Consider the following 22,514-nt stretch of genomic DNA (forward strand, 5'->3'; position numbering starts at 1 on the left):
AGAGGGCGCGTACCGGCCCGCCAAGCGGAATGCGTCAACTACCGTTCTGGCCGGCCAGCCCGCTGACGAACAGATCGGACCATTTCGCCGGCTTGTTCTTGATGGTGCCTGCCCGGGACATGAAGTCCGCGTATTCCATCATGCCATTGGGCGTAGTCGAGAACCGAGTATCCGGATCCGCCAGGATTTTTTCAACCTCGGCCTGAGGCATCTTGATCTTGGAGACGCGCAGGAAGGTTTCGGCGGCACCTTTCTTATCCTTGGCGATGTAGGCGTCGGCCTGGTCCTGGGCTTTCATGAAGGCCCTGATCAGCCTGGGATTCTCGTCCGCGAACTGCTTCAGGGCGTAGATGACGGTCAGCGTGATGTTCCCCAGAACCTGTGTCGAGCTGAAGACGCGCGAGATCTTCGGATCTTCCAGTTCCAGGTACGAGAACGGCGGCGAGGTGAAGTGGGCCGTGATCTCGGTCTTGCCCGAGGTCAGTGCGGCAAGCGCGTCCGGGTGCGGCAGGCTGACGGTGATGGGGTCCAGCTTGGCGTAGTTCTTGATGCCGAATTCCTTGGCGACTGCCATCTGCAGCATCACGGCGGACAGGGACGTCTTGACGCCGGGCAGCGCGATCTTGTCCTTGGTGGTGAAGTCTTTCAACGACTTGACGTTCGGGTTGTTGGTGTTCATCCATAGCGCGGATGTGCCGAGCGCGCCCAGTCCGATGACCTCGGAGCGTGGGATGCCGTGCGCCTTGGACCACAGCGTGATGAATCCCGGAGAGCCCGTGCCGGCGATGTCCAGATTGCCGGCGAGCATCGCGTCGTTGATGACGTTGCCGCCGTCGATGTTCAGCCAATTGATCCGGATGTCGCCCAGGCCGTCGGCCTTGGCCTGCTTTTCGATCAGGTGCTGGTCGCGCATCACCATCAGGGGCAGGTACAGGATCCCGTACCCGTGAGATATCCTGACCGCCGACGCTTCCGCGCGCGCGGCGGTCGGCGCGGAAATCAGGCCGCCGATTGCGCCTGCCAAAGCCATTGCCAGAAAAGTTCTACGTATCATGTCTACTCCTGTTTTGGTATGTTTGTGATGGTTGAGACTGCCGGAATAAAACGGTCGGTTCTGCGCATGGCGCGTTCGGAAATGGGTGTCAGGCCTGCATGCCCCAGCGCCGGATCGTGCGTTTTTCGATGCTGGCGAAGACCACGTTTTCCACGAAAAGGCCGATCAGAATGACGAAGAACAGGCCGGAAAAGACATTCGCGGTTTCCAGCTGATTGCGGTTCTCGAAGATGTACCAGCCCAGCCCGCCCTTGCCGGAGGAGGCTCCGAAGACCAGTTCGGCGGCGATCAGCGTGCGCCAGGCGAATGCCCAGCCCACTTTCAGACCGGTCAGGATGCTGGGGAAGGCGGCGGGAATCAGCACCTTGCGCACCAGCACGAAACCCTTCAGGCCATAGTTCCGGCCCACCATCTTCATCGTGGGCGACACCGCGCGAAAACCGCCGTGCGTGTTCAGCGCCACCGACCACAGGACCGAGTGCACCAGTACGAAGATCAGGCTTCCCTCACCGAGACCGAACCAGATCAGGGCCAGCGGCAGCAGGGCGATCGCCGGCAGGGGGTTGAACATCGAGGTCAGCGTTTCCAGGAAATCCGTGCCGATCTTCGAACTGATTGCCAGGGTGGTCATCAGAATCGCCAGCACGATGCCGGCGGCATACCCCACCACCAGCGTCTGCAGCGAAATGGCTGCACGGCCCAGCAGCTCGCCGCTGGCAATCCCGGAAAAGAAGGCATTCAGGGTGTCGGAAAACGTCGGGAAAAGTAGGGGATTGTTCAGCCAACGGCCATAGATCTCCCAGATCACCGTCAGCGCCAGCAGGATCGCCAGCTTGCGCAGCCAGCCCATGCGGTAGATGCTCTCGAAGGCGGATAGCGGTCTCTGGATTTCGGCCAGCTCGCCGTGCGTGGGGTCGAGGATGATTTCAGGGCGGGCCAGAGTGCTCGTGCTCATGCGGAGGCCTCTTCGTAGGCAAATAACATGTCATTGATTCGGGCTTCGAGCCTTGTCTGGCTTGCCGAGCCCATTTCGTCGCGGGAAATGCTGTTGAGTTCGGCCTTGACCTGGCCCGGGTGCGGCGACAGTAGCAGGATGCGCGTGCCGACCTTGATGGCTTCCTCGATGGAGTGCGTCACGAACATGACGGTAAAGCGCGTGTCGTCCCACAGACGCAGCAGTTCGTCCTGCATTTTCCGGCGGGTCAGCGCATCCAGCGCCGCGAATGGTTCGTCCATCAGCAGCACGTCGGGTTCCATCGCCATCCCGCGCGCGATCGACACGCGCTGCTTCATGCCGCCCGACAGCATGTGTGGATAGCTGTCCTTGAAGGCGCTCAGGCCGACCTTGTCGATGTAGTGGGCTGCGCGTTCTGCCGCCTGCTTGCCGCGCAGGCGGCCGCTGGCTTCCAGCGCGAATTCAACGTTCTGGCGCACCGTCTTCCAGGGCAGCAACTGGTCGAACTCCTGGAATACCATCATCCGGTCTGGACCTGGTTCCCGGATCTCCTGGCCTTTCAGGCGGATAGAGCCCCGAGTGGGCCGGATGTAACCGCCGACCGTCTTGAGCAGCGTGGATTTTCCGCAGCCGGATGGGCCAAGCAGAATGTAGCGGTCGGACGGGTACACCTTGAAGCTGACCTGCTGGGCGGCGGTGATCAGATACTGGTCTGTCTTGTATTGCACCGTGACGTTGTCGATCTCGAGCAACGGCGACGATGAATCGACGGACCCTGCGTCGGCGGCGGCGTCATTCATGATGTCTCCTGTTTCGTTTTAGTCATCGGCTATCATGCTAAGGGTTGAACCTGTGCCGAATCTGACGTTCGGCAAACGATGAAATGCGTATCCTGTTGGTGGAAGATGCTGCCGATGTAGCCGAGGCGATCGTGGCCTGCACACGGCGCATGGGCCACGATACGGATTGGGAATCCAACGGGAAGCGCGCCGCTGAGCGGGTTCTTGCGGACTGCTACGATCTGCTGATCCTGGATGTGATGCTGCCCGATATGGACGGTCTGGCGTTGCTGCAGCGGGTGCGCGGGCGAAAATTGGCGACGCAGGTGCTGATGCTGACTGCTCGGGGCGAAATCGAAGAGCGCGTCGAGGCGCTGGACATGGGGGCCAACGACTACCTGGTCAAACCATTCGATTTTCGCGAACTGGAAGCGCGTGTCCGGGCCTTGCTGCGCCAGGGCAGCGGCACCCCGACCAACCTGCTGAGCTGCGCCAATCTGACGATCGACCGCAAGAGCCGCACAGTCCAGCTGGATGGCCTGGCGTTGGATTTGACCCGCCGTGAGGTCATGTTGCTGGAACTGCTGGTTGCCCGCCCGGGGCGTATCTTCAGCAAGGACGAACTGATCGACCGCCTGTTCGGCATCGATGACAACCCCAATGCCAACACAGTGGAGCAGCATGTCGCGCGGCTGCGCAAGAAACTGGCGGGTGCCCGGTTTACGATCCGCACCTTGCGGGGGCTGGGCTACCAGGTCGTCGTGCCGTGATCCTGGTCCTCAATTCCCTGTACGCCCGGCTGGTGACGCGAGTCGGGGTCGTGCTGGTCGTCAGCGCGGCAGTGCTGCTGTTCGCAGTCTGGTGGACGACGAATTTCGCGGCCAGACAGGCGTATGACCGGATCCTGACCAGCAACGCGTTGCAGATCGCGGAGAACACCTGGTTTCAGAACGGTGCCGTGACGGTCGACGTGCCGATCACTGCACGTACGCTGCTGGCGCCAGAGGACAAGACCTACTACGCCGTCGTCGATCCAAATGGTCGGACCATTGCGGGCGACATCCACTTCAAACCCTCGATTCCTTGGGACGCACTGCGGGACGGGCCGGTGCTGTCCGATGGGGTTTACGATGGACACCCGATCCGGATCGCGATCGTGGGCCGGCGCATGCCTGTGGAAGGACCGCACTCCTGGGCGGTGATCATGGTGGCGCAGACCACGATCGCCCGATCGTCATTTGCCCGCAGTTTGACCGCGGATGCCTTCCTGGTAATTCTGGTCATGGGAGTCCTGACGCTGATCGCAGCGATGTTCACGTTGCACCAAGCTCTTGCGCCCCTGAAGCAGATCGAGGAAGCCATCCGCAAGAGGGACCCGCTGGAACTCTCACCACTGTCTCTGGACGTTCCTGTCGAGATCCGCACGCTAGTCGATACGGTCAATGGTTTCATGCGGCGCCTGGCCACTCATCAGGCGGTCACGCGGCGTGTCATCGGCGACGCGGCCCACCAGTTGCGCACCCCGGTCACCGCACTGCTGTCGCGGATCGAGTTGCTGTCGATCCAGACCGACGAAGCGCAAAAGCAGGCGCACCTGGCGCGCTTGCGGGTCCTGACGCGGGAACTGGGACAGCTGGTCAACCAGCTTATCAATCACGCCATGGTGCAGCAGCGTGCGGAAACCACCCCATTCACGACGATCGATCTGGCGGAACTGGTCCGGACCGAATTGGCCGAGGCTCTGTCGAACGAGCCGGACAGAGACCTGGACGTCGCTGTGAATGCGCCGGATGCCGCCTGCCTGGTCAGGGGGGATCCGACGACTTTGCGTGAAGCCGTGAAGAACATCATCCACAACGCCCTGCGGTATGGGGCGCCGTCGCTGCTGCAGGTCGATATCGTCCGCAAGCAAAGAAACTGGGAGGTCCGATTCCTCGATGATGGACCCGGCATCCCGCCCGCGGACTGGGATCGGGTCCGGCGGCCATTCTCATCGCGCAGTGGGGGCCGGAGCGGCGCCAGCCTGGGGCTGGCCATCGTGCAGGAAGTCATGCGTACGCACCGGGGCAAGTTGCGGTTTGCCCTAGAGAGCGACGGGCGATTCATGGTTGTCCTGATCTTTCGCGCATCCGCGTAGCGGAACTGATAAACGGGGGTTTGGCCAGCCAGACCACCGCGATCAGCGCGATGAAGCAAAACCCCAGGCCATTGAAGATGTCGTTGAAGGACACCTGCATCGCCTGTTGGGTGATCACCTGATTCATCGCGGCGCCGTAGTGCGGCAGGGATCCGTCTGCTGCTTCGATGCCCAGGCGAACCTGCGGGTTCGACAGCGTGATGAATTCGGCCAGGTGCGCGTGGCTGGCTGATGCGCCTCGGGTCCACAGATAGGTCGTGATGGACACGGCGAAGCTGGCGCCCACCGTGCGCAGGAAGGTCGCCGACCCGGATCCTTCCGCGATTTCCGGGCCTTCCAGGTCCGACAGCAGGATGGTCAGGATGGGCATGAAGAACAGGGCCACCCCCAGACCCATGATCAGCTCGGTCAGCGCGATGCGCGTGAAATCAACTTCCGTGTCGAAGCTGCCAAAGCGGAAACAGACGAAGCCCATCACGGCAAATGACAGCGCGGTCAGCCAGCGCAGGTCGAAGCGGGAAGCGTATTTACCCACCCAAAAGGTCAGCAGGATCGGAATGAAACCGATGGGCGCGACAGCCAGGCCGGACCACAGAGCCGTGTAGCCCAGGGTGTTCTGCATCCAAAGCGGCAGCAGCAGCGACACCGCAAAGAACAGACCAAACGCCAGCACCATCGCAAATGTCCCGGCCGCAAAATTGCGGTGCCGGAACAGCCGCAGATTCACGATCGGCTTGTCGTCAGTCAGTTCCCAGATCACGAAAATCGTCAGGGATACCGTGGCCACGGCGGCCAGGACCCGGATGACGGTGGATCCGAACCAGTCCAGATCGTTGCCTTTGTCCAGCAGGATCTGCAGCGAGCCGACTCCGAGGATCAGGGTGGCCACACCGACCCAGTCGATGCGGTTCTTGACCAATTGCTCGATGCGACCGCTCATCTGGGTGAGGGCCAGTGAAGCCGCGAAGATGCCGATGGGCACGTTGATGAAGAAGATCCAGCGCCAGGAATACGAGTCCGTGATCCAGCCGCCGGCCACGGGCCCCACGATCGGCGCCACCACCGTGATCATGCTGATGATGGCCAGTGCCATGGCCCGCTTCTCGCGCGGGTAGAGCGACACCATCAGGCTTTGCGTGATCGGGTACATCGGCCCGCAGACCGCGCCTTGCAACGCGCGAAACGTCACCAGCATCGGCAGGCTGGTGGCCAGGCCGCAGGCCAGTGAGAACAGCGAGAACAGCAGGACCGACCAGACGAAAGTCCTGACTTCGCCGAACCAGCGCGACAGGAACCCTGTCATGGGCAGCGTGATCGCCTGACAGACGGTGAACGAGGTGATGACCCAGGTGGACTGATCCCGGCTGGCGGCCAGATTTCCCGCGATGGTGGGCAGGGACACATTGGCGATGCTGATGTCCAGAACCTGCATGAAGGTTCCCAGAGACAGACCCATGGTGGCCAGTATCAGACTGGCAGGCTTGAACGCATCCTCTGTCTGGTTTGCGGCAGGCGTCATGTCCGCGACCTTTCGGGTTTCCCTGCGACATTATCGCCCCCTTCCGTCCAGCCCTTGTGCGCTCAGGTTGTTGGCGCCTTGATCCAGGCTGATATCAAATCCACCACTTGGCGTTCCATGCCGATATAACCATGGTAGTGCAGAGCCTCGCAGGGGTCGCCTGTGGCGCCGGATCCGCCGTCGACCATGACCAGTTTCTTGATGGATGCGTTTTTCAAGCCCTTCATGATGGCCGGTACCTCATCCGGCCGACAGATTCGACACGCATCCTTGGCATGGTGTACGACCAGCACGGGTACCTTGATTTTTTCAAGTGCCTGCCGCGGCACTGAGCCTCGCAACTTCCAGCTGGTGATGCTCGACGTCAGTACCACGCCAGCGATCAGGCTGGGATCTTGATGCGCAATGGCAAGCGCTGTTGCGGAAATGGTGCCTTGACTCGTTCCCACGAGCCAGATGGGCGCGCTGGAAAGCGTTTTGATATGCTGCAGCGTTTTGTACAGGCCATCTATATAACCCTCGCCAATGCGAAGGTCCGGATCCAGCCTTGGGATGTCGGAGGGCTTGGCGACCATGGCGATGTTGAAACCAGCCGCAGCAAAGGCGTGACCGCTGCGAATCAGAAAGTTCTCACTACTGGGCCAACCCGAGCCATCCAGCTTGCCGATCCCGCCGCCGCCGCCGGTCAGCAGCACCACTGTCATCGGAGCCGTGTTCTGCTTCACCCAAAAAACCGGCACGTATGTACCGCCCTGGGTCGGCACATGCAGCATTTTTCCTTCTTGGGCGACTGTGGGCGCCGTTGGTAGCCAGAGTGCCCCAGTGATTGCAACGGCCAGCAAGAGATCACGCAAGCGAATCATGAGAGTTCTCCCCACGCGTGGATGGAAATCCGAGCCAGTAGTTTGACTCTTACCCCTTTCGTCTCGGGTGCCGCCTGTTCATGGTTCATTTTGCGCTCCTTCTGTACGCGCCTCGAAGCTTTCCTTCAACCAGTCATGCATCATCCGGTATGACCGCGCGGCGGCCTTCGGGTCGTAGCGGCAGTTTCCCGTCGTGGCGGTGGCCTCCGTCTCGGTGAAACAATGCACAGCGTGCCCGATTTCCACGAACTGCCAGTCGGCGGGGTCTTGCCGCATCTCGCGCGTGAATTCCGGCACGCCCGGCATGGTGGCGGTGTCGTCGGCGCCATTGATCGCCAGCACGCGCGCCTTGATGTTTTTCGCCAGCGCGGGATCGTCGGTGCTCAGGTCGCCGTGAAAGGAGACCACGGCCTTGACGTCCGAGCCGCTGCGGGCCAGATCCAGTACGACGGCGCCGCCGAAACAGAACCCGATCGCAGCCAGGCGGGATAGGTCGATCGGCGCGTGGCCAGCCTGGGCTTTCAGTTGTGCAAAGGCCTTGCCGATCCGCGCCCGCATGAGATTGCGGTCGGCATACAGGGGCTTGACCGCAGCCTGGGCTTGCGCCGCGTTCGTCGGGCGGATGTGTTCGCCGTAGACGTCGGCAAGCAGGATGACGTAGTCCCGTCCGGCGACGCGCTTGGCTTTCGCGATGGCGATGTCGTTGACGCCGGACCAATTGGGCACCATGACCAGACCGGGGCGTTTGTCGTGCGATGCGTCGTCGTACACGAGCACGCCTTTGAATTGTGTGCCGTTCAGGGTCCAGGTCACGGGTTCCGCTACCATATCCGCAGCGGCTGGACGGACGAAGAACATCGCCAACAGGATCAGCAGGGAACGTGCGAGTCTCATGGGTAGCCCTCTCTCGATGCCTTCCGATAGCCTACGGGAATTCCTGCGTGATGGGAATCGGGAGCGCGTCGGGCCACACTCAGGGCGCGTCGTTAATGCTCCGTGATCCTGGCGCGCAGCTGTTTGGTGGCGCTGCGTTCGGCTTTTTCCTGCAGGCGGCGACGCCTGGCACCTTGCGTGGGTCGTGTGGGGCGCCGTATCTCAGGGGTGTCGCTGACCCGGTCGATGAGTTCCTGCAGGCGTGCCAGCGCTTCCAGCCGGTTTTGTATCTGACTGCGGCTGGATTGCGCCTTGATCACGATCAGGCCCGTTGCGGTGATGCGATGATCACGCAGGTTCAGCAATCGCTCGCGGATGGGTTCGGGCAATGAAGACGCCTGAATATCAAAGCGCAGATGGACGGCGCTCGAAACTTTGTTGACATTCTGGCCGCCGGCGCCTTGGGCGCGGATGGCGGTGATTTCAACTTCGTTTTCCTGGATCGGGTAGCGGTGTTGCGGCAACGGCTGGCCTCTATGGATGGACACGACAGGGCGAATCATAGCGGGGCTGCCTCGCGCCACATCCCAGGCTGCAGGCCTTCGAGGCTCCAGGGCCCGATACTCATCCGTATCAGACGCAGGGTCGGCAGGCCCACGGCGGCCGTCATGCGCCGGACTTGGCGGTTGCGGCCTTCGTGGATGGTGATCTCCAGCCATGCGGTTGGAATGTTTTTGCGAAAACGCACCGGTGGATCCCGGGGCCAGAGTTGCGGTTCCGCCAAGCGGCGCGCCTGGGCGGGCAGGGTGGGGCCGTCCTTCAGGACGACGCCGTCTTGCAGAAGCTGCAACTGGGCATCGGTCGGCTCGCCTTCGACCTGGACCCAATAGGTTTTCGCCATCTTGTATCGGGGGTCGGCGATGCGCGCCTGCAGACGTCCGTCATTGGTCAGCAGGAGCAGACCTTCGCTATCGCGATCCAGCCGTCCGGCCGGGTACACGTCTGGCACGTCGACGAAATCCTTCAGTGTGGCACGCCCCTGGTCGTCGCTGAACTGGGTCAGTACACCGAACGGTTTGTTGAGCACGAGCAGGCGGGGCTGCGCCGGCGGTGTCTTGGTTGTGTGTCGCGCCCTGGGCTGCATGGGTCGGTGCGGCGGGTGGCGCGGTCGGGAACTGGGCGGCAACGGGCTCTCCATGCGGATAAGCGGATTCCAGAGGGACGTTTCAGTACTGTAGCCTAGTCGGAATTCCAGTCGCATGAGCGTTTTGCGACAATATATCCTTCGCTCCCCGGGCGGGAAGCGGAAAACCGTGCCGATTCTCAGCACGGACCTTATCGATATCGTCTGGTCATGACCACATCTTCCCCGACAAATACCGGCAGTAGCCAGTGGATTCACCAGATACGGGCCTGGGCACAGGAACTGGGGTTTTCCCAGATCGGTGTTTCAGGGGTGGATTTATCCTCGGCCGAGCCGCGTTTGCTGCAATGGCTTGCCCTGGGCTACCACGGCGACCTGCACTACATGGAACGCCATGGCCTGAAGCGCGCCCGCCCGGCGGAACTGGTTCCCGGCACGGTCAGCGTGATCACCGCGCGCATGCCCTACCTGCCGCGCGGCACGGCGCCCGACTGGCAGGACCGCGAACGCGCACGGTTGGACGAACCCGGCGAGGGCGTGGTGTCGCTCTATGCCCGAGGGCGTGACTATCACAAGGTGGTGCGTGCCCGCTTGCAAAAATTGTGCGACCGGATCGAGGCCCTGGTCGGCCCGTTCGGCTACCGCGTCTTTTCGGATTCGGCGCCGGTCCTGGAAAAAGAACTGGCCAGCCGCAGCGGCCAGGGCTGGCGCGGCAAGCATTCCATGGTGCTCTCGCGCGATGCGGGATCGATGTTTTTCCTGGGTGAAATTTTCGTGGACTTCGCACTGGATCCGACCGATCCGGTCAGTGCGCATTGCGGCACCTGCACCGCGTGCATCGACGTTTGCCCCACGGGTGCCATCATTGCTCCCGGTGTGGTGGATGCGCGCCGCTGCATTTCCTATCTGACCATCGAAAATCACGGCCCTATCCCAGAGGAACTGCGCCCCCTGATGGGCAATCATATCTATGGCTGCGATGACTGCCAGACGATCTGTCCCTGGAACAAGTACGCTCAGGCCACGGAACTCCCCGACTTCGATGAGCGCTCGCCGTTGGTCGGCCAGCAGCTCGTGGAACTGTTCGCCTGGGACGAGGCGATGTTCCTCAAGCGGACCGAGGGTGGGCCGATCCGGCGCATCGACCATGAACGCTGGCTGCGCAACATTGCCGTGGCGCTGGGCAATGCGCTGCGCCAGGCCAATGAGGCACAGGCGCAAGAGTTGCGCGCGGCATTACTGACCCGTGCCGACCACGAAAGCGCTCTGGTGCGCGAGCACGTGGCCTGGGCGCTGGCGCAGCGGAATCCTGCAGCTGAAAGGATGAAGCCCGCTGGGTCGAACGCCGCGCTTTCGCCCGGCAATCCAAATTCTGTGCGCCAATAACAGTCGATCATCGCTGCGGATCATGCTGAGGAACTGGTTGCGTCAGGCCTGCTTGCCGCGCCTGACCGGCCGCAGCAATACGGCGCTGATGGCCACCACCACGCACACGACGGCCAGACCGTCCTGCCAACTGGGCCGTTCGCCGATCAGCATGCTGCTCAGGATGCCGACGATCGGTATGGCGGTGACACTCATGGCGCTGGTGGATGCCGGCAAGGCGCGCGCCATGGCGAACCAGATGACCTGGGCTGCGCCGTAATTCAGCAGCATCGACCATAACAGTACACCCCACATGGCGGGGCTTGCAGGCCATTGCGGTGCGGGTTCAGTGACCGAAGCCACCAGCCCGAGGGCCAGCGATGACAGCGCCAGCATCCAGATCACCAGGGTTTCGGGTGCCAGCGTCAGTTTTGCGCGCTGCATCCAGACTGTGCCCAGCGCCCAGCAAAACGCGGCTGCCTGCATCCACACAATGCCCACGGGGCTGCCGGCGAGCCTGCTGAGCTCGTTCCAAAGCAGCAGGGCGATGGCGATCAGGACGGCACTGACGGCCAGGGCCAGGCGCGCCGTGAAGCGTTCTCCGTAAAAAAACACGGATAGCAGCACGGTGAACACGGGCATGGTGAAGCCCAGGATGGCGGCCCGCCCTGCCGGTAGCAGAGAGACCCCGATGATGGATAGGCCGTGCCAGCCCATCACGTTGGGCAGGCCCAGCACGACGACGCTGCGCCATTGCCGCGCGCCGCACGGCAGCAGCGGAACCCCTTGTCGCCGGTAATAGATCAGCAGCACCAGGGCGCCGCCGGCCATGGTCACAGCGCGAAACCATAATGGGCTCCACTCGTGCAGGCCCAGTTTCATCACAGGCCAGTTCAAGCCCCACATCAGCGTGAGCAGAACGAGGCCGAGCAGTTGGCGGGCATTCAAGAGGGGCACCGAAATAAGAAAACGCGAGTCTGGATCTTAGCAGGCGTGGCGGTTGGTGCGGTGAAACCGCCGCGCATCAAGCGCGTGGCGCTCGGCAATGTGCTGCGCCAGGCCGACGAGGCGGCCTGGCGCAGCGGGATCGGCGATCAGTAAATTCGCCTACGACTGGGAGGAGTCCTTTTCTGAACCCTCTGGCGTCGTCTGCGCAACCAGATGGCCGATGACGTTGACCGGTGGCTGCGCAGGCTTCCTCGCCGCAGCGGCGGTCGTCGGCTGTGGCGCCGCCACTGACGTCACTGGTGCAACAGCCGGTTGGCGTGTGACCGCGGCAGCCGGGCGCACGACTGGTTTGACGGCCGGTGCGCCCCGTTTAGCAGCGGTCTTGGCAACCGCCTTGGCTGCGGGCAGGCCCTTATCCGGCTTGCTCATGACAGGCGGTTTTGCGGAACGCGGATGAGATGCCGCCTGGCGCTTGGTGCGCGACGGGGCTTTGGCGGCTTTCTCCTTTGTGGGCGCGGCTGCTGCAGCGACAGGCTTTGCGCCGGACTGCGCATCCCGGACGGCGGATTTTACGGTCTGACGCGTAGGCCGTTTGATGACGGGCCGAGTCCGGGAAGGGGCAACGACTGCCGGAGGCTGATCACGATCGAGTTCGGTCAGTGTCAGTTTATGCAGGCCAGACTGCAGGCCCTCGATGATTTCACCGAGCTGGCGTCCATAAGCCAGGTGATGGTCGAACTGATGCCGCACCCGCTGTGCAAACTGCGCCAGAGGATCAGGCTCTCCTGATTGCGTATCGGATGTCTTGACCCGGTCAACTGCCTCATCGAGGCGGCCTCGCACTGCCTGAAGGTTGAGGCTGACAAGCTTCTCGAAGCCATCCAGAAACAGAAACTGGACATGATGCACACGCGCCAGCAGTGCCTTCTGGCTATCGCGGATCTGTTGGTGCAAATCTTCCATGTGTGGTTCTCCGTTGTGAGGCCTGGGCTGGCGATGACCGCATTCGACCGGAGGCGCTCGATGGGACTGTCAATTGCTGCGTTGCAGCAATTGAACATATTACAGGAAGATCAGTGCTTTAGCGACGCCAGTTACGTCTGTGACCGTGCTCGGGCCCCCTGGCCGGAAGGCCGGGGGGCCATACGCATCACTGAATGCGCATTCCGTGTTACGAGATCGACAAGGTTTTCGCACCGCCGCCGCCGGCGCGTTTCGGCAAAGTCAGCTCCAGGATGCCGTCCTGGTAGCGGGCCGATGATTTGCCGTCGTCGATATCGTGCGGCAGGCTAAAGCTGCGCGATTGCACTCCGAAGTAGCGTTCGCTGCGCACCACGGTCTCGCCTTGCTTTTCCTCGGTGTTACGTTTCGATTCCGCCCGGATGGTCACCGTGTTGCCGTCCACCGTGACCTTGATGTCTTCCTTTTTGACACCAGGCACTTCGGCCTTGACGACATAGGATTGATCAGACTCCGTAACATCCAGGTTGATGCGCGGATTCGCTTGAGTTGGAATGAGGTTGCCCAGGAACGGATGCTTGAAGAAGTCGTCGAAATCGTGAAAAGCATCAAAGCGCGCCAGGTCGCTGAAAGGACTGAAGCGCGTCAAGTTGTTAGCCATTGTAAATACCTCTCGGACATTGCTGTATCAAAGCAGGCATGCCTTCCAGCCGACCATGTCGGATCCGCCTGCCGGGACTGTGGAAGCGCAACCACCGCCTCCAATACTTATTATGTGCGCGGGCCGGCGGAAATCAAGGGGCGCCCGCCAGGGGTCTTATGGATCGGCCGATCGGTCGGCGGGTATTGCGGTTCAGGATGGGATGTACGGCGTAAACCGTAGGGATGATGGAGCTGTCACGCGGCCAAGGCCGGACACGGGCAGGTCGTCTGAATCCTTAAATGGGCGTGAATAAAAATTAATGCGAATCGGTCCTGGATTCTAATTGAAAATATCCGTGTGCTCTGGAATTGGCAATCAGCCGATTAGTGTTGATTGAGAATGATTTCTGTGTATTTGAATGATTTTCTGAAACTTGTCGGCGGTCAATGCCTGAAGGGTAAGGCTTCGTTAAGATGAAGTCGTCAATTCATCAATCAGGAGCATGACATGCAAAAAGTCGTTTTCAATATGGAACCCTTCACCTGTCCTTCCTGTGTCAAAAAAATCGAGAATACCGTCTCCAAGGTCGACGGTGTAAATGAAGTCAAGGTGATGTTCAATTCCGGCCGTGTCCGGGCCGAGTTCGATTCATCCAGGACAGATGCCGACATACTGCAGAACGCCATCGTGCAGTTGGGTTATCCGGTGCTGTCCAGGAAAGTTTCGTAAACACGACCGGAGCACGACATGAAACTTATCAATAATGCCCAGGTCGCTGGCGGCGCAGGTCTGCTGCTGGCGATCGCACTGGCGTTGCATTTGGCGGGGTTCGCCCAATGGAAGGACTATGTCTTGATTGGGTCTTCGTTGTTCGCCGGCTATTTCATTGCCATCAAGGCCTTCAAGGCGCTGCGCATGAAAGCCTTCAGTATTGAATTGCTGGTGACCATCGCAGTCGTCGGCGCCTTGATCATTGGCGAATACGTTGAATCCGCTGTTGTGACCTTTCTCTTCATTTTTGGCGGGTATCTTGAATCGCGCACCCTCGAAAAAACGCGGTCTTCCCTGCGTGAACTGATCGACCAGACGCCGACGGAAGCCACGGTGATCCGCGCGGAAGGCCACATCAAGGTCCCGGTCGAGGAAGTCGTCAAGGGCGACCGGGTGCTGATCCGCTCTGGTGAAAAGGTTGCGGTGGACGGTGTGATTGCCGCAGGCCGGGCGCTGATCGTCGAAGCGGCCATCACAGGTGAATCCGTGCCCGCCGGCAAGGCTGTGGGCGACCGGGTGTTCAGCGGCACCATTCTGGACAGCGGCTATATCGAAGTCACCGCCGACCGCGTGGGCGACGACACCACTTTCGCGAAAATCATCGAAATGGTGGAAGAGGCACAGGAATCCAGGACCAAAACACAGAAATTCCTGGATCGATTCGCACAGATCTATACACCCGGCATCGTCGTTCTGTCCATCCTCGTGTATGCAGTGTCGCGCAACGTCGAACTCGCACTCACGTTTCTGGTCATCGCCTGTCCGGGGGCCCTCGTCATCTCGGCACCGGTATCCATGGTGGCGGGTATCGGTAACGGCGCGCGCAACGGTGTACTGGTCAAGGGTGGCGAAATCATGGAAAAGCTTTCCAGGATCGACGCGGTCGTTTTCGACAAGACCGGCGCGCTGACCAAGGGCAAGCCCGAAGTCACCGACATCAAGAGCTGGGGCATGGACGACAGCACGCTGCTGCGTATGGTGGCGGACGCCGAAAAGGTTTCCGAACACCATTTGGGCCAGACCATCGTCGGCGAAGCTAGAAAGCGTGAGCTTTCCCTGGCGCACGAGCCGCAAGATGTGGAAATCGTGAAGGGCGGTGGCATGATCGCTACCGTAGCGGGCCGGCATCTGGCCATCGGCAACCGTAAACTTATGGTGGATCAGGGCGTGACCATCGATGCGGATGCCGAAGCCTATGCAATCAATCGCGAGAAAGCCGGCAACACCGCGGTGCTGGTGGCGGTCGATCGGCAGTTGGCGGGGGTTATCTCGATTGCGGACCAGATCAAGCCCGAGGCCAAGGCCGCCATCGCACAACTGCGGGATGCCGGCGTGAAAAAGGCCATCATGCTCACCGGCGACAATCGCCATACGGCGCAACTGGTGGGCGACGAGCTCGGCCTGGATGCGGTTCATGCTGAACTGTTGCCGCAGGACAAGGTGGCCTGGGTCAAGAAGCTGACGAGCGAAGGCTATCGCGTGGCGATGGTCGGCGATGGCGTCAACGATGCGCCGGCACTGGCGATGGCTGACGTCGGTCTGGCGATGGGGACCGGCGGGACCGACATCTCGATGGAAACAGCCGATATCGTGCTGATGTCGGACCGGCTGGACCAGTTTTCCCATGCGTATTCGCTATCCAAGGCTACCGTGCGCAACATGAAGCAGAATACGGCCCTGGCCGTGGGCACCGTCGTCCTGTTGCTGGCCGGCGTGTTGCTGGGCAAGATCTTCCTGGCGTCAGGCATGCTGATTCATGAATTGAGCGTGCTGATCGTGACCCTCAATGCAATTAGACTGATACGCTACCGGGCGCCGGGAGCGTTTGCGCGAGCCCTGCCACGACCCAGGAGTCAATTCGCATGAGCATGAATTCTGTTCCTGAATCGTCTGAAACAGGGGGCGGCCACGTGCGGGTCCTGTGCGTGTCGCGGGTCCCGATCTTCAACCACTTGCCGCCCAAGGCGCTTGAGTCTGTCGCCAAGAAGGCGTTCATGCGCACCTATGAGCGAGGGGAATTCATTCATGGGCCCGGCGACAAATCGGACAAACTGTTTATCGTCCATCGAGGAAGCGTCAAGGTCTATCGTCTTTCCGATTCAGGCAAAGAGCAACTCGTCCGGATATTGAAGGCGGGTGATTTCGCGGGCGAGCTCGACCTGTTCTCTTCGAGCGATTACGACTCCTATGCCGAAGCCATGCAGACATCCCAAGTCTGTACGATCCACCAGGCCGATGTGCGCGAGCTGCTGCTCGAATATCCCGACATCGGCCTGCATGTGCTGGCCGAGCTGTCGCGGCGCCTGGGAGCCAGTGAAAAACAAACAGCGGCCATTGCCACCGCATCGATCAATGCCAGGCTGGCGCTGTATCTGGCCGATCAGGCGGAACAGGCAAATTCCAGCGACTTCAGCTTGCCCATGAGCCGTAGAAACCTGGCGTCGTTCCTGGGCACCACGCCCGAAACCGTCAGCCGTCGATTGGGTGAATTCGAGGCGGCCGGCTGGATCAGGCAAACGGGGCAACGCCAGATCGCCATCATCGATCTGGATGCGTTGCTGCTGGCTGAATAGCGGGTATTGAACGCAGGTCGTCTATCGCGAAACGGTCGGGACGGGCGGAGCTGATGACATAGTCTCGGAGACAACGCGATCGGGTGCTCGACCAAGATCCAGCGTGGGTCCGAGGGGGACGATGCCATTCGGATTGATGCTTCGGTGGCTACGATAATAATGCAGCTTGATGTGATCGAAGTTCACGGTGTCCGCGATACCTGGCCGTTGATACAGCTCGCGGGTGTAGCTCCAGAGATTTTTATAGTCGACCAGGCGCTTCAGATTGCATTTGAAGTGGCCGTAGTAGGCGGTGTCGAACCGGATCAGCGTGGTGAACAGCCGCCAGTCGCTCTCGGTGAGCCGGTCGCCCAGCAAATAGCGCTGGCGGCCCAGCTTGTCTTCCAGGGTGTCCAGGCAAGCAAACAGCGCGCTGACTTCCTGCTCGTAAACTTGCTGCGATGTTGCAAAACCGGCTTTATAAACCCCGTTGTTGACGGCATCGTAGACCTTGCTGTTGATGGCGTCGATCTCGGGCAATAGCGCGGCCGGAGCGTAATCGCCTTCCCGCGCGCCAATGCCGTCGAAGGCCGAATTTAACATGCGGATGATTTCGGAGGATTCGTTGTTGACGATCGTGTTTTGCTGCAGGTCCCACAGGATGGGCACCGTGACTCGTCCGCTGTAATCGGCTTGTGCGCGCAGGTAGACCTGATAGAGATATTGGGTTTCACCAACCGGGTCGGCGATCACCCCGGGACCGGGCTCGAATGTCCAGCCATGATCGCCCATGTAGGGAGAGTGTCCGGAATTTTGTGGGCGAGGCATAACATGAGAGAAAACGATCATGGATATGCCCGTGAAACACAAGAAACCATCCATCGCGGCGCAGGCGGCCGCCCGCGAGGCGCGGCTGCCCAAGCTGCCTGAGCACCTACTGGACGGCCTGGTCGAAGGCCCGATGTCAGCCATGGAGGTCGAGGACCTGATCGATGCCTTCGGCCGCGCGGTCATCGAGCGGGCCATGGGTGCGGAGATGAACGTGCACCTGGGCTACCGCCCCGGTGAGGACAAGCCCGCCGCGCAGACCGATGAGCGCAACGGCGTGAGCACCAAGACGCTGCTGACCAAGCACGGTTCGGTGCAGGTACAGCTGCCCCGAGACCGCGACGGCAGCTTCGAGCCGGTGCTCATCCCCAAGCATGAACGCCATTTCGCCGGGTTCGATGAGCGCATCATTGCCCTGTATGCCCGTGGCATGAGCGTGCGCGAGATCCAGGCTTTTCTCGCCGAGACCTATGGCACGAACGTTTCGCCCGAGCTCATCAGCGAGGTGACCAACGAGGTGATGGCCGAGACCGTCGCCTGGCAGAACCGCCCCTTGGAGCGCATGTACCCGGTCGTCTTATTTGACGCACTGCGGGTGAAGATCCGCACTGATGGTTTGGTGGTCAACAAGGCCGTCTACCTGGCCCTGGGCATCGACGCCAACGGGGAACGCGACGTGCTGGGGCTGTGGATCGAACAAACCGAGGGCTCAAAATTCTGGCTCAAGGTCTTCAATGAACTGAAAAACCGAGGCTGCCAGGACATCCTGATCGCCGTGGTGGATGGCTTAAAGGGCCTGCCCGAGGCCATTAACGCGGTCTTCCCGAAGACGACGGTGCAGACCTGCATCGTGCACCTGATGCGCAACAGCTTGGATTACGCGGGCTGGAAGGACCGTAAATTGGTCGCTGCCGCGCTCAAGCCCATCTATACCGCCGCCAACGAACAGCAGGCCCGAGAGGCCCTGCAGGCCTTCGCCGATGGCCCCTGGGGTACCCGCTACCCGACCATTGTGGCCGCCTGGGAACGGGCTTGGGAGCATGTGGTGCCGTTCTTCATCTTCCCGCCCGATATCCGGCGAGTGATCTACACCACCAACGCCATCGAGAACATGAACCGGCAGCTGCGTAAAATTATCAAGAACCGGGGCCAGTTCCCCAGCGATGAGGCGGCTGTGAAGCTGCTGTGGCTGGCGCTCAGAAACATCCTGGCCAAGCCATCCCGATCCGTTCACACTTGGAAGGCGGCGATGAACCAGTTCGCCATTCTGTTCGGTGAACGGTTCACTGAGGCCAGGGATTAACCAATGTCAAATCGCCCCGCCCACAAAAAATCTGACACTCCCCATGTAGGGGTTGACGACCGACACACTGATCATTGTTTCCAGGCCCTTCAGGGCTCGCAGGATCAGGACACGGTGCGCCCATGGGCAGGCCAATGACACATAGAGATGGTAGCGCCCCGCTTCGGCGCGAAAGCCCCCTGTGCCGGAAGGCCCCGGGTGGCCATCCGGCGTGATCCAGCTGCGAAACTGCGCATCACTGCGCACGAAGCGCCCACCCGTGCTGTCCGTGTCGTACCACTGATCCTGCCATTTTCCATTGATCAAAAGTCCCATGTCATTTCCTTGCCTGTATTGCCACGCGTACCGTAGCGTTCATGTTCTTTTCCTCGCCTTGCCAGGACATGCGCTTCGTTCTACTGATATTTTATTAAGTATGGGAACAGAGAAAAAGGCGGTATTTGCCGATTCTAATTTTCATATATGGAACAATCAGCGAGGCGACCCAGATTGTTTCCCGTCCATTTCACCGGGCGGACTTCGACTGGAAGGGCTATCATCACCGGGCGATCGCCGCCTTCACCGGGCAGCGGCCCAGGCCCTTGGCCTGTCATGATTTTCAAGGATGCTAGTCGATGGAAGATTTGAACGGCCGCTACGGTCTGACCCCGGCCCACAGCGAAGTCGTGAAGGCGTGCGAGCTCATCGAGCCGTGCAATACCCTGGATATGGGGTGCTCGAGCGGGCGTAATGCTCTGTATCTGAGTCAGCGTGGTTTCGAGGTCACCGCTGTTGATGCCAACCCCAACGCCATAGCCACGTTGCAGTCCATCGTCGATCAGGAAGGAATCCGGACAATCAGGCCGCAGGTCTATGACATCCAGCAAGCCAGTATCGGTGCGGATTATGGCTTTATCGCCTGCACCGTGACCCTGATGTTCCTCGATCCGTCGCGTGTCAGCGCGGTGTTGTCCGACATGCAGCATCACACCCTGCCTGGGGGATACAACCTGATCGTCTGCGCGATGGATACCGACGCATATCCTTGCCCCATGAATTTCCCGTTTACCCTGAAGCCGGGTGAGCTGAGCCAAGCCTATGCGGGCTGGGAACTTGTCAAATACAACGAGGATCCGGGCACCATGCACAATGGGGCCCGCCTGCAGTTCGCCACGATGCTGGCGCGCAAACCGGATTAGAAAACAAACTCGTCCCCCCGGGATGGTGCCTTTGGGCCCGGCTGCCTGGCCTTGACTGAGCACGCCGTCACAGCCAAGGAGCCAGGGTCTGGTCAGCGATGTCGGCCCAGCCCTGGTTCGCGGCGGGATTGGCCGGGCTGGGGTGTAACAGGTAGGCCGTCGGCACCTTGTCGCCCGCGATGGCCTGCGCGCGGCCATGGGCAAAGCGTCCGATACCAACCACGACACGGGGCCCGATCGCATGAATCACGGCGTTCAGTGCTGCGTCACAGATGCCAAATAACGGTTCGCGTTCCGCCTTGTGCAATTGTTCCGGGACCAGATTGCGGTTATTGCGTAGAAACAGCAGAGGGCAGTAGTTCCAGACGAAAATGTCCTGGAAGAACCGGTCGGGGCTATTAAAGCGCCGCCGCGCCCAGCCCCAGAAGCGATCCCCGCTGCCTTCGCTCCGGTGGCAGGCAAAGCCGGTGATCGGGTATTTTTCGTGCTGATCCGGCAGTGGGCCGCCCAGGGGTTTTTCGATCTTCAGCCAGTCGCGTGCCATGGAAACCGCGCCAAAGGGGACCCCGGTCTGGGCCATGCCCCAAGGGCCGGGGTTCATTCCGACCAGCAGGATGCGGCCCTTCAGGTTGCCGTACCGCTGCATGTATTCACGGTGCGCCGGCCACATGTAGATCAGTGGGTTATAGACGTGGCTGGCGCTGGGGAACGCCAGCACCTGCAGGCTGCCCGCGAGGACCCGCGCGATGGCGGTGGCGGTGTTGTCCAGGTCGGGGTCGGCTCTGGCGGTCAGGTGTCCTGCCTGGGTGAGACCAGAATTAGCGGCGATGCGGGCCTTAGCGGAAAACTTATCTGGTTTGTTCATGCCGACATTTTCTCTGAAATGTCGAAGGAAGGTGACGGTATCCCTGCTCGAAGTCAGCGGCCGCCTCTACCACCGATCGGGGCCTGACCCAGAGCATGTCACGCAAGGGAAACTGTCTGGGCAATGCCGCCATGGAAAGCTTCTTCGGCACCCCGCAGTCTGAGTTCTTCTATCTGAACCGTTTCGAGAGCATCGAGCAACTCCAAGCCGGCATCCGCCAATCTGGCAAATTTGGGCACCCACGGTTCAGCGTTTCATTTCAGCGCATAGGGTAGCCAGGTGGAGACTGCGGGCACGTAGGTCACCAGCAGCAGGAACCCGATCATCGCGAAAAGCCATGGCGCCACGGCCACCGTCAGTTCCGTGATCCCCATCTTGGTGATGCCGCTGGCCACGTACAGGTTCAGGCCGACGGGTGGGTGGCACATGCCGACTTCCATGTTCACGACCATCAGGATTCCGAAGTGAATCGGGTCGATGCCCAGTTTCTGCGCGACCGGAAACAGGATGGGTGCCATGATAAGCACGATGGACGAAGGCTCCATGACGTTGCCGGCCAGCAGCAGCAGCACGTTGACCACCAGCAGAAATGCGATGGGGCCCAGACCCTGGGCCAGGATCCAGCTGGCCATTTGCTGTGGAATGCTCTCGGAGGTCATCAGGAAGGAGAACAGCACCGCGTTGGTGATGATGTAGAGCAGCATCGCGCTCATGCTGGCCGAGTCCAGCAGGACTTTCGGGACCTTCTTGATGGGCATGTCGCCATAGACACAGGTCGAGACGAAGAAGGCGTACACCGCGCTCATGGCGGCAGCCTCGGTCGGCGTAAACACGCCGGCGTAGATGCCGCCCATGACCACGACGATGAGCAGCAGACCCCAGACGCTTTCCCAGTAAGTGGACCATACGCGCTGCGATTCGTAGGGCAGCAGCTTGGCGTGGGTGAAGCCCCGGCCCAGGCGGTAGGCCGTGTAGAGCCATGCGATCGATATCAGTACGCCGAACAGGCCTATGCCCTGAGCCACAGCCGGAGCGGTGAGGGACAGCAGGCCATAGAGCAGCGCGATGGCAATTGCCGGCGGCACGATGGTAAAGCCCACGCACAGCAGCAGGCCCCACAGGGCGTAGCCGGTAGCGGTCGTGGGACTGTGCTGTTCGAATTCGCAGAACCGGGGGTAGTTGTTTTTGCGCGCCATGTACCAGGTCACGAAACCCAGCAGCAGCGCCAGCAAGATGCCCGGTACGACCCCGGCGATGAACAGGTCGCCCACCGAGGTGTTGGTGGACACCGAATACAGCACCATGACGATGGAGGGCGGGATCAGGATGCCCAGCGAGCCCGACGTGGTGATGATGCCCGCACCGAATTTGTTGGGGAATCCTTGCTGCAACATGGCGGGCAGGATGATCGAGCCGATGGCCATGACCGTGGCCGGACTTGAGCCTGAAATGGCCGCGAACATGGCGCAGGCGAGCACGCCCGCCAGGCCCAGACCGCCGTGCAGGTGGCCGATGATGCTGGTGGCGAAATTGATCATGCGCTTGGCCACGCCGCCATGCGTCAGGAAGCCGCCGGCCAGGATGAAGAACGGGATCGCCATGATCTCGAAGTTCTCGATGCCCGTGAACAGCTTCATGGCCACCGATTCGATCGGTACCTGCGTCATGGTGAACAGGTAGGTGAGCACCGTCAGGCCCAGTGCAATGGACACCGGCATGCCCGTGAGCAGCATCACAATGAGCAGGCAGAAGATGAATGCGGTTTTGCCGAACGCGA

General features: G+C 60.9%; 21 protein-coding genes and 3 pseudogenes. 9 read left to right on the forward strand and 15 right to left on the reverse strand.

From position 1 onward, the window contains the following. Positions 1-34: 34 nt before the first annotated feature. The 3 genes from ABCV34_RS13855 to ABCV34_RS13865 form a co-directional block, all read right to left on the reverse strand. The gene (locus ABCV34_RS13855) at positions 35-1,054 is read right to left on the reverse strand and encodes an ABC transporter substrate-binding protein (protein WP_345796804.1); all 1,020 of its coding nucleotides are present in this window, start codon (positions 1,052-1,054) and stop codon (positions 35-37) included. A gap of 88 nt (positions 1,055-1,142) precedes the next feature. Continuing rightward, a complete protein-coding gene (locus ABCV34_RS13860) occupies positions 1,143-2,009 on the reverse strand; it encodes an ABC transporter permease (protein ID WP_345796805.1) in 867 nt (288 codons plus the stop codon). After that, positions 2,006-2,809 carry an ABC transporter ATP-binding protein gene (locus tag ABCV34_RS13865; protein WP_345796806.1) on the reverse strand — a complete coding sequence of 268 codons (804 nt, stop codon included), beginning with the start codon at positions 2,807-2,809 and terminating at the stop codon, positions 2,006-2,008. Before ABCV34_RS13865 ends, ABCV34_RS13860 begins: the two co-directional genes overlap by 4 nt. An 83-nt stretch (positions 2,810-2,892) precedes the next feature. Here ABCV34_RS13865 and ABCV34_RS13870 point away from each other — a divergent pair, with 83 nt between their 5' ends. Together ABCV34_RS13870 and ABCV34_RS13875 are read left to right on the forward strand one after the other, a co-directional pair. Then, positions 2,893-3,558 carry a response regulator transcription factor gene (locus ABCV34_RS13870; protein WP_345796807.1) on the forward strand — a complete coding sequence of 222 codons (666 nt, stop codon included), beginning with the start codon at positions 2,893-2,895 and terminating at the stop codon, positions 3,556-3,558. Next, positions 3,555-4,925, forward strand: a complete 1,371-nt coding sequence (locus ABCV34_RS13875) for a sensor histidine kinase (RefSeq protein WP_345796808.1) — start codon at positions 3,555-3,557, stop codon at positions 4,923-4,925. Before ABCV34_RS13870 ends, ABCV34_RS13875 begins: the two co-directional genes overlap by 4 nt. Here ABCV34_RS13875 and ABCV34_RS13880 read toward each other — a convergent pair. From ABCV34_RS13880 to ABCV34_RS13900, 5 genes are all read right to left on the reverse strand, one after another. Beyond that, complete coding sequence (locus ABCV34_RS13880; RefSeq protein WP_345796809.1) at positions 4,891-6,444, reverse strand: DHA2 family efflux MFS transporter permease subunit; 1,554 nt, start codon at positions 6,442-6,444, stop codon at positions 4,891-4,893. The two genes, ABCV34_RS13875 and ABCV34_RS13880, sit on opposite strands and share 35 nt — an antisense overlap. A gap of 62 nt (positions 6,445-6,506) precedes the next feature. Then, positions 6,507-7,307 carry an alpha/beta hydrolase gene (locus tag ABCV34_RS13885; RefSeq protein WP_345796810.1) on the reverse strand — a complete coding sequence of 267 codons (801 nt, stop codon included), beginning with the start codon at positions 7,305-7,307 and terminating at the stop codon, positions 6,507-6,509. Between the two features lie 78 nt (positions 7,308-7,385). Then, complete coding sequence (locus ABCV34_RS13890) at positions 7,386-8,201, reverse strand: dienelactone hydrolase family protein (protein ID WP_345796811.1); 816 nt, start codon at positions 8,199-8,201, stop codon at positions 7,386-7,388. A gap of 92 nt (positions 8,202-8,293) precedes the next feature. Beyond that, positions 8,294-8,743: an alternative ribosome rescue aminoacyl-tRNA hydrolase ArfB gene (gene arfB / locus ABCV34_RS13895; protein ID WP_345796812.1), complete on the reverse strand. Its 450-nt coding sequence runs from the start codon at positions 8,741-8,743 to the stop codon at positions 8,294-8,296. Further along, the gene (locus ABCV34_RS13900) at positions 8,740-9,324 is read right to left on the reverse strand and encodes a pseudouridine synthase (RefSeq protein WP_345798789.1); all 585 of its coding nucleotides are present in this window, start codon (positions 9,322-9,324) and stop codon (positions 8,740-8,742) included. The genes arfB and ABCV34_RS13900 overlap by 4 nt, the downstream gene beginning before the upstream one ends. A 210-nt stretch (positions 9,325-9,534) precedes the next feature. Between ABCV34_RS13900 and queG the strand changes: the two genes are divergently transcribed. Further along, on the forward strand, positions 9,535-10,710 hold the full coding sequence (gene queG / locus ABCV34_RS13905) for a tRNA epoxyqueuosine(34) reductase QueG (RefSeq protein WP_345796813.1): 1,176 nt from the start codon (positions 9,535-9,537) through the stop codon (positions 10,708-10,710). 42 nt (positions 10,711-10,752) lie between these two features. On the opposite strand, the gene ABCV34_RS13910 is transcribed toward queG, so the two are convergent. The 3 genes from ABCV34_RS13910 to ABCV34_RS13920 all read right to left on the reverse strand — a co-directional run bounded on the left by ABCV34_RS13910 (position 10,753) and on the right by ABCV34_RS13920 (position 13,258). Then, positions 10,753-11,646, reverse strand: a complete 894-nt coding sequence (locus tag ABCV34_RS13910; RefSeq protein WP_345796814.1) for a DMT family transporter — start codon at positions 11,644-11,646, stop codon at positions 10,753-10,755. Between the two features lie 150 nt (positions 11,647-11,796). Next, a complete protein-coding gene (locus ABCV34_RS13915; protein ID WP_345796815.1) occupies positions 11,797-12,600 on the reverse strand; it encodes a phasin family protein in 804 nt (267 codons plus the stop codon). Positions 12,601-12,808: 208 nt separating this feature from the next. Beyond that, positions 12,809-13,258 (reverse strand): Hsp20/alpha crystallin family protein, encoded by a 450-nt coding sequence (locus ABCV34_RS13920; protein ID WP_345796816.1) that lies wholly within the window; start codon positions 13,256-13,258, stop codon positions 12,809-12,811. Positions 13,259-13,747: 489 nt separating this feature from the next. Here ABCV34_RS13920 and ABCV34_RS13925 point away from each other — a divergent pair, with 489 nt between their 5' ends. From ABCV34_RS13925 to ABCV34_RS13935, 3 genes are read left to right on the forward strand one after another with little or no spacing between them, the layout of a single operon-like run. Continuing rightward, a complete protein-coding gene (locus tag ABCV34_RS13925; protein WP_345796817.1) occupies positions 13,748-13,969 on the forward strand; it encodes a heavy-metal-associated domain-containing protein in 222 nt (73 codons plus the stop codon). Positions 13,970-13,987: 18 nt separating this feature from the next. Then, positions 13,988-15,877, forward strand: a complete 1,890-nt coding sequence (locus tag ABCV34_RS13930) for a cation-translocating P-type ATPase (RefSeq protein ID WP_345796818.1) — start codon at positions 13,988-13,990, stop codon at positions 15,875-15,877. Beyond that, positions 15,874-16,584, forward strand: coding sequence for a Crp/Fnr family transcriptional regulator (locus ABCV34_RS13935; protein WP_345796819.1), 711 nt, complete (start codon positions 15,874-15,876; stop codon positions 16,582-16,584). Before ABCV34_RS13930 ends, ABCV34_RS13935 begins: the two co-directional genes overlap by 4 nt. A 21-nt stretch (positions 16,585-16,605) precedes the next feature. Here ABCV34_RS13935 and ABCV34_RS13940 read toward each other — a convergent pair. After that, positions 16,606-17,355, reverse strand: a pseudogene (locus ABCV34_RS13940) (glutathione S-transferase C-terminal domain-containing protein); the annotation flags it as partial. A gap of 61 nt (positions 17,356-17,416) precedes the next feature. On the opposite strand from ABCV34_RS13940, the gene ABCV34_RS13945 reads away from it, so the two are divergent. Next, positions 17,417-18,694 carry an IS256 family transposase gene (locus ABCV34_RS13945; protein ID WP_345798665.1) on the forward strand — a complete coding sequence of 426 codons (1,278 nt, stop codon included), beginning with the start codon at positions 17,417-17,419 and terminating at the stop codon, positions 18,692-18,694. Positions 18,695-18,748: 54 nt separating this feature from the next. Here the strand turns inward: ABCV34_RS13945 and ABCV34_RS13950 are convergent. Then, a pseudogene (locus ABCV34_RS13950) lies at positions 18,749-19,009 on the reverse strand (glutathione S-transferase family protein); the annotation flags it as partial. 299 nt (positions 19,010-19,308) lie between these two features. Between ABCV34_RS13950 and tehB the strand changes: the two are divergent. After that, a complete protein-coding gene (gene tehB, locus ABCV34_RS13955) occupies positions 19,309-19,872 on the forward strand; it encodes a tellurite resistance methyltransferase TehB (protein ID WP_345796820.1) in 564 nt (187 codons plus the stop codon). A gap of 67 nt (positions 19,873-19,939) precedes the next feature. Here tehB and ABCV34_RS13960 read toward each other — a convergent pair whose 3' ends face one another. Further along, positions 19,940-20,737 carry a uracil-DNA glycosylase family protein gene (locus ABCV34_RS13960; RefSeq protein WP_345796821.1) on the reverse strand — a complete coding sequence of 266 codons (798 nt, stop codon included), beginning with the start codon at positions 20,735-20,737 and terminating at the stop codon, positions 19,940-19,942. A 77-nt stretch (positions 20,738-20,814) separates the two neighbouring features. Here ABCV34_RS13960 and ABCV34_RS13965 point away from each other — a divergent pair. Further along, positions 20,815-20,952 (forward strand): annotated as a pseudogene (locus tag ABCV34_RS13965) (integrase core domain-containing protein); the annotation flags it as partial. Between the two features lie 39 nt (positions 20,953-20,991). Here the strand turns inward: ABCV34_RS13965 and ABCV34_RS13970 are convergent. Continuing rightward, entirely contained in the window at positions 20,992-22,470 is a 1,479-nt protein-coding gene (locus ABCV34_RS13970; RefSeq protein ID WP_345798790.1) for a TRAP transporter large permease subunit, read from the reverse strand. Positions 22,471-22,514: the final 44 nt, after the last annotated feature.

This window comes from Castellaniella sp. MT123, assembly GCF_039614765.1.
Taxonomy (GTDB): Bacteria; Pseudomonadota; Gammaproteobacteria; order Burkholderiales; family Burkholderiaceae_B; genus Castellaniella.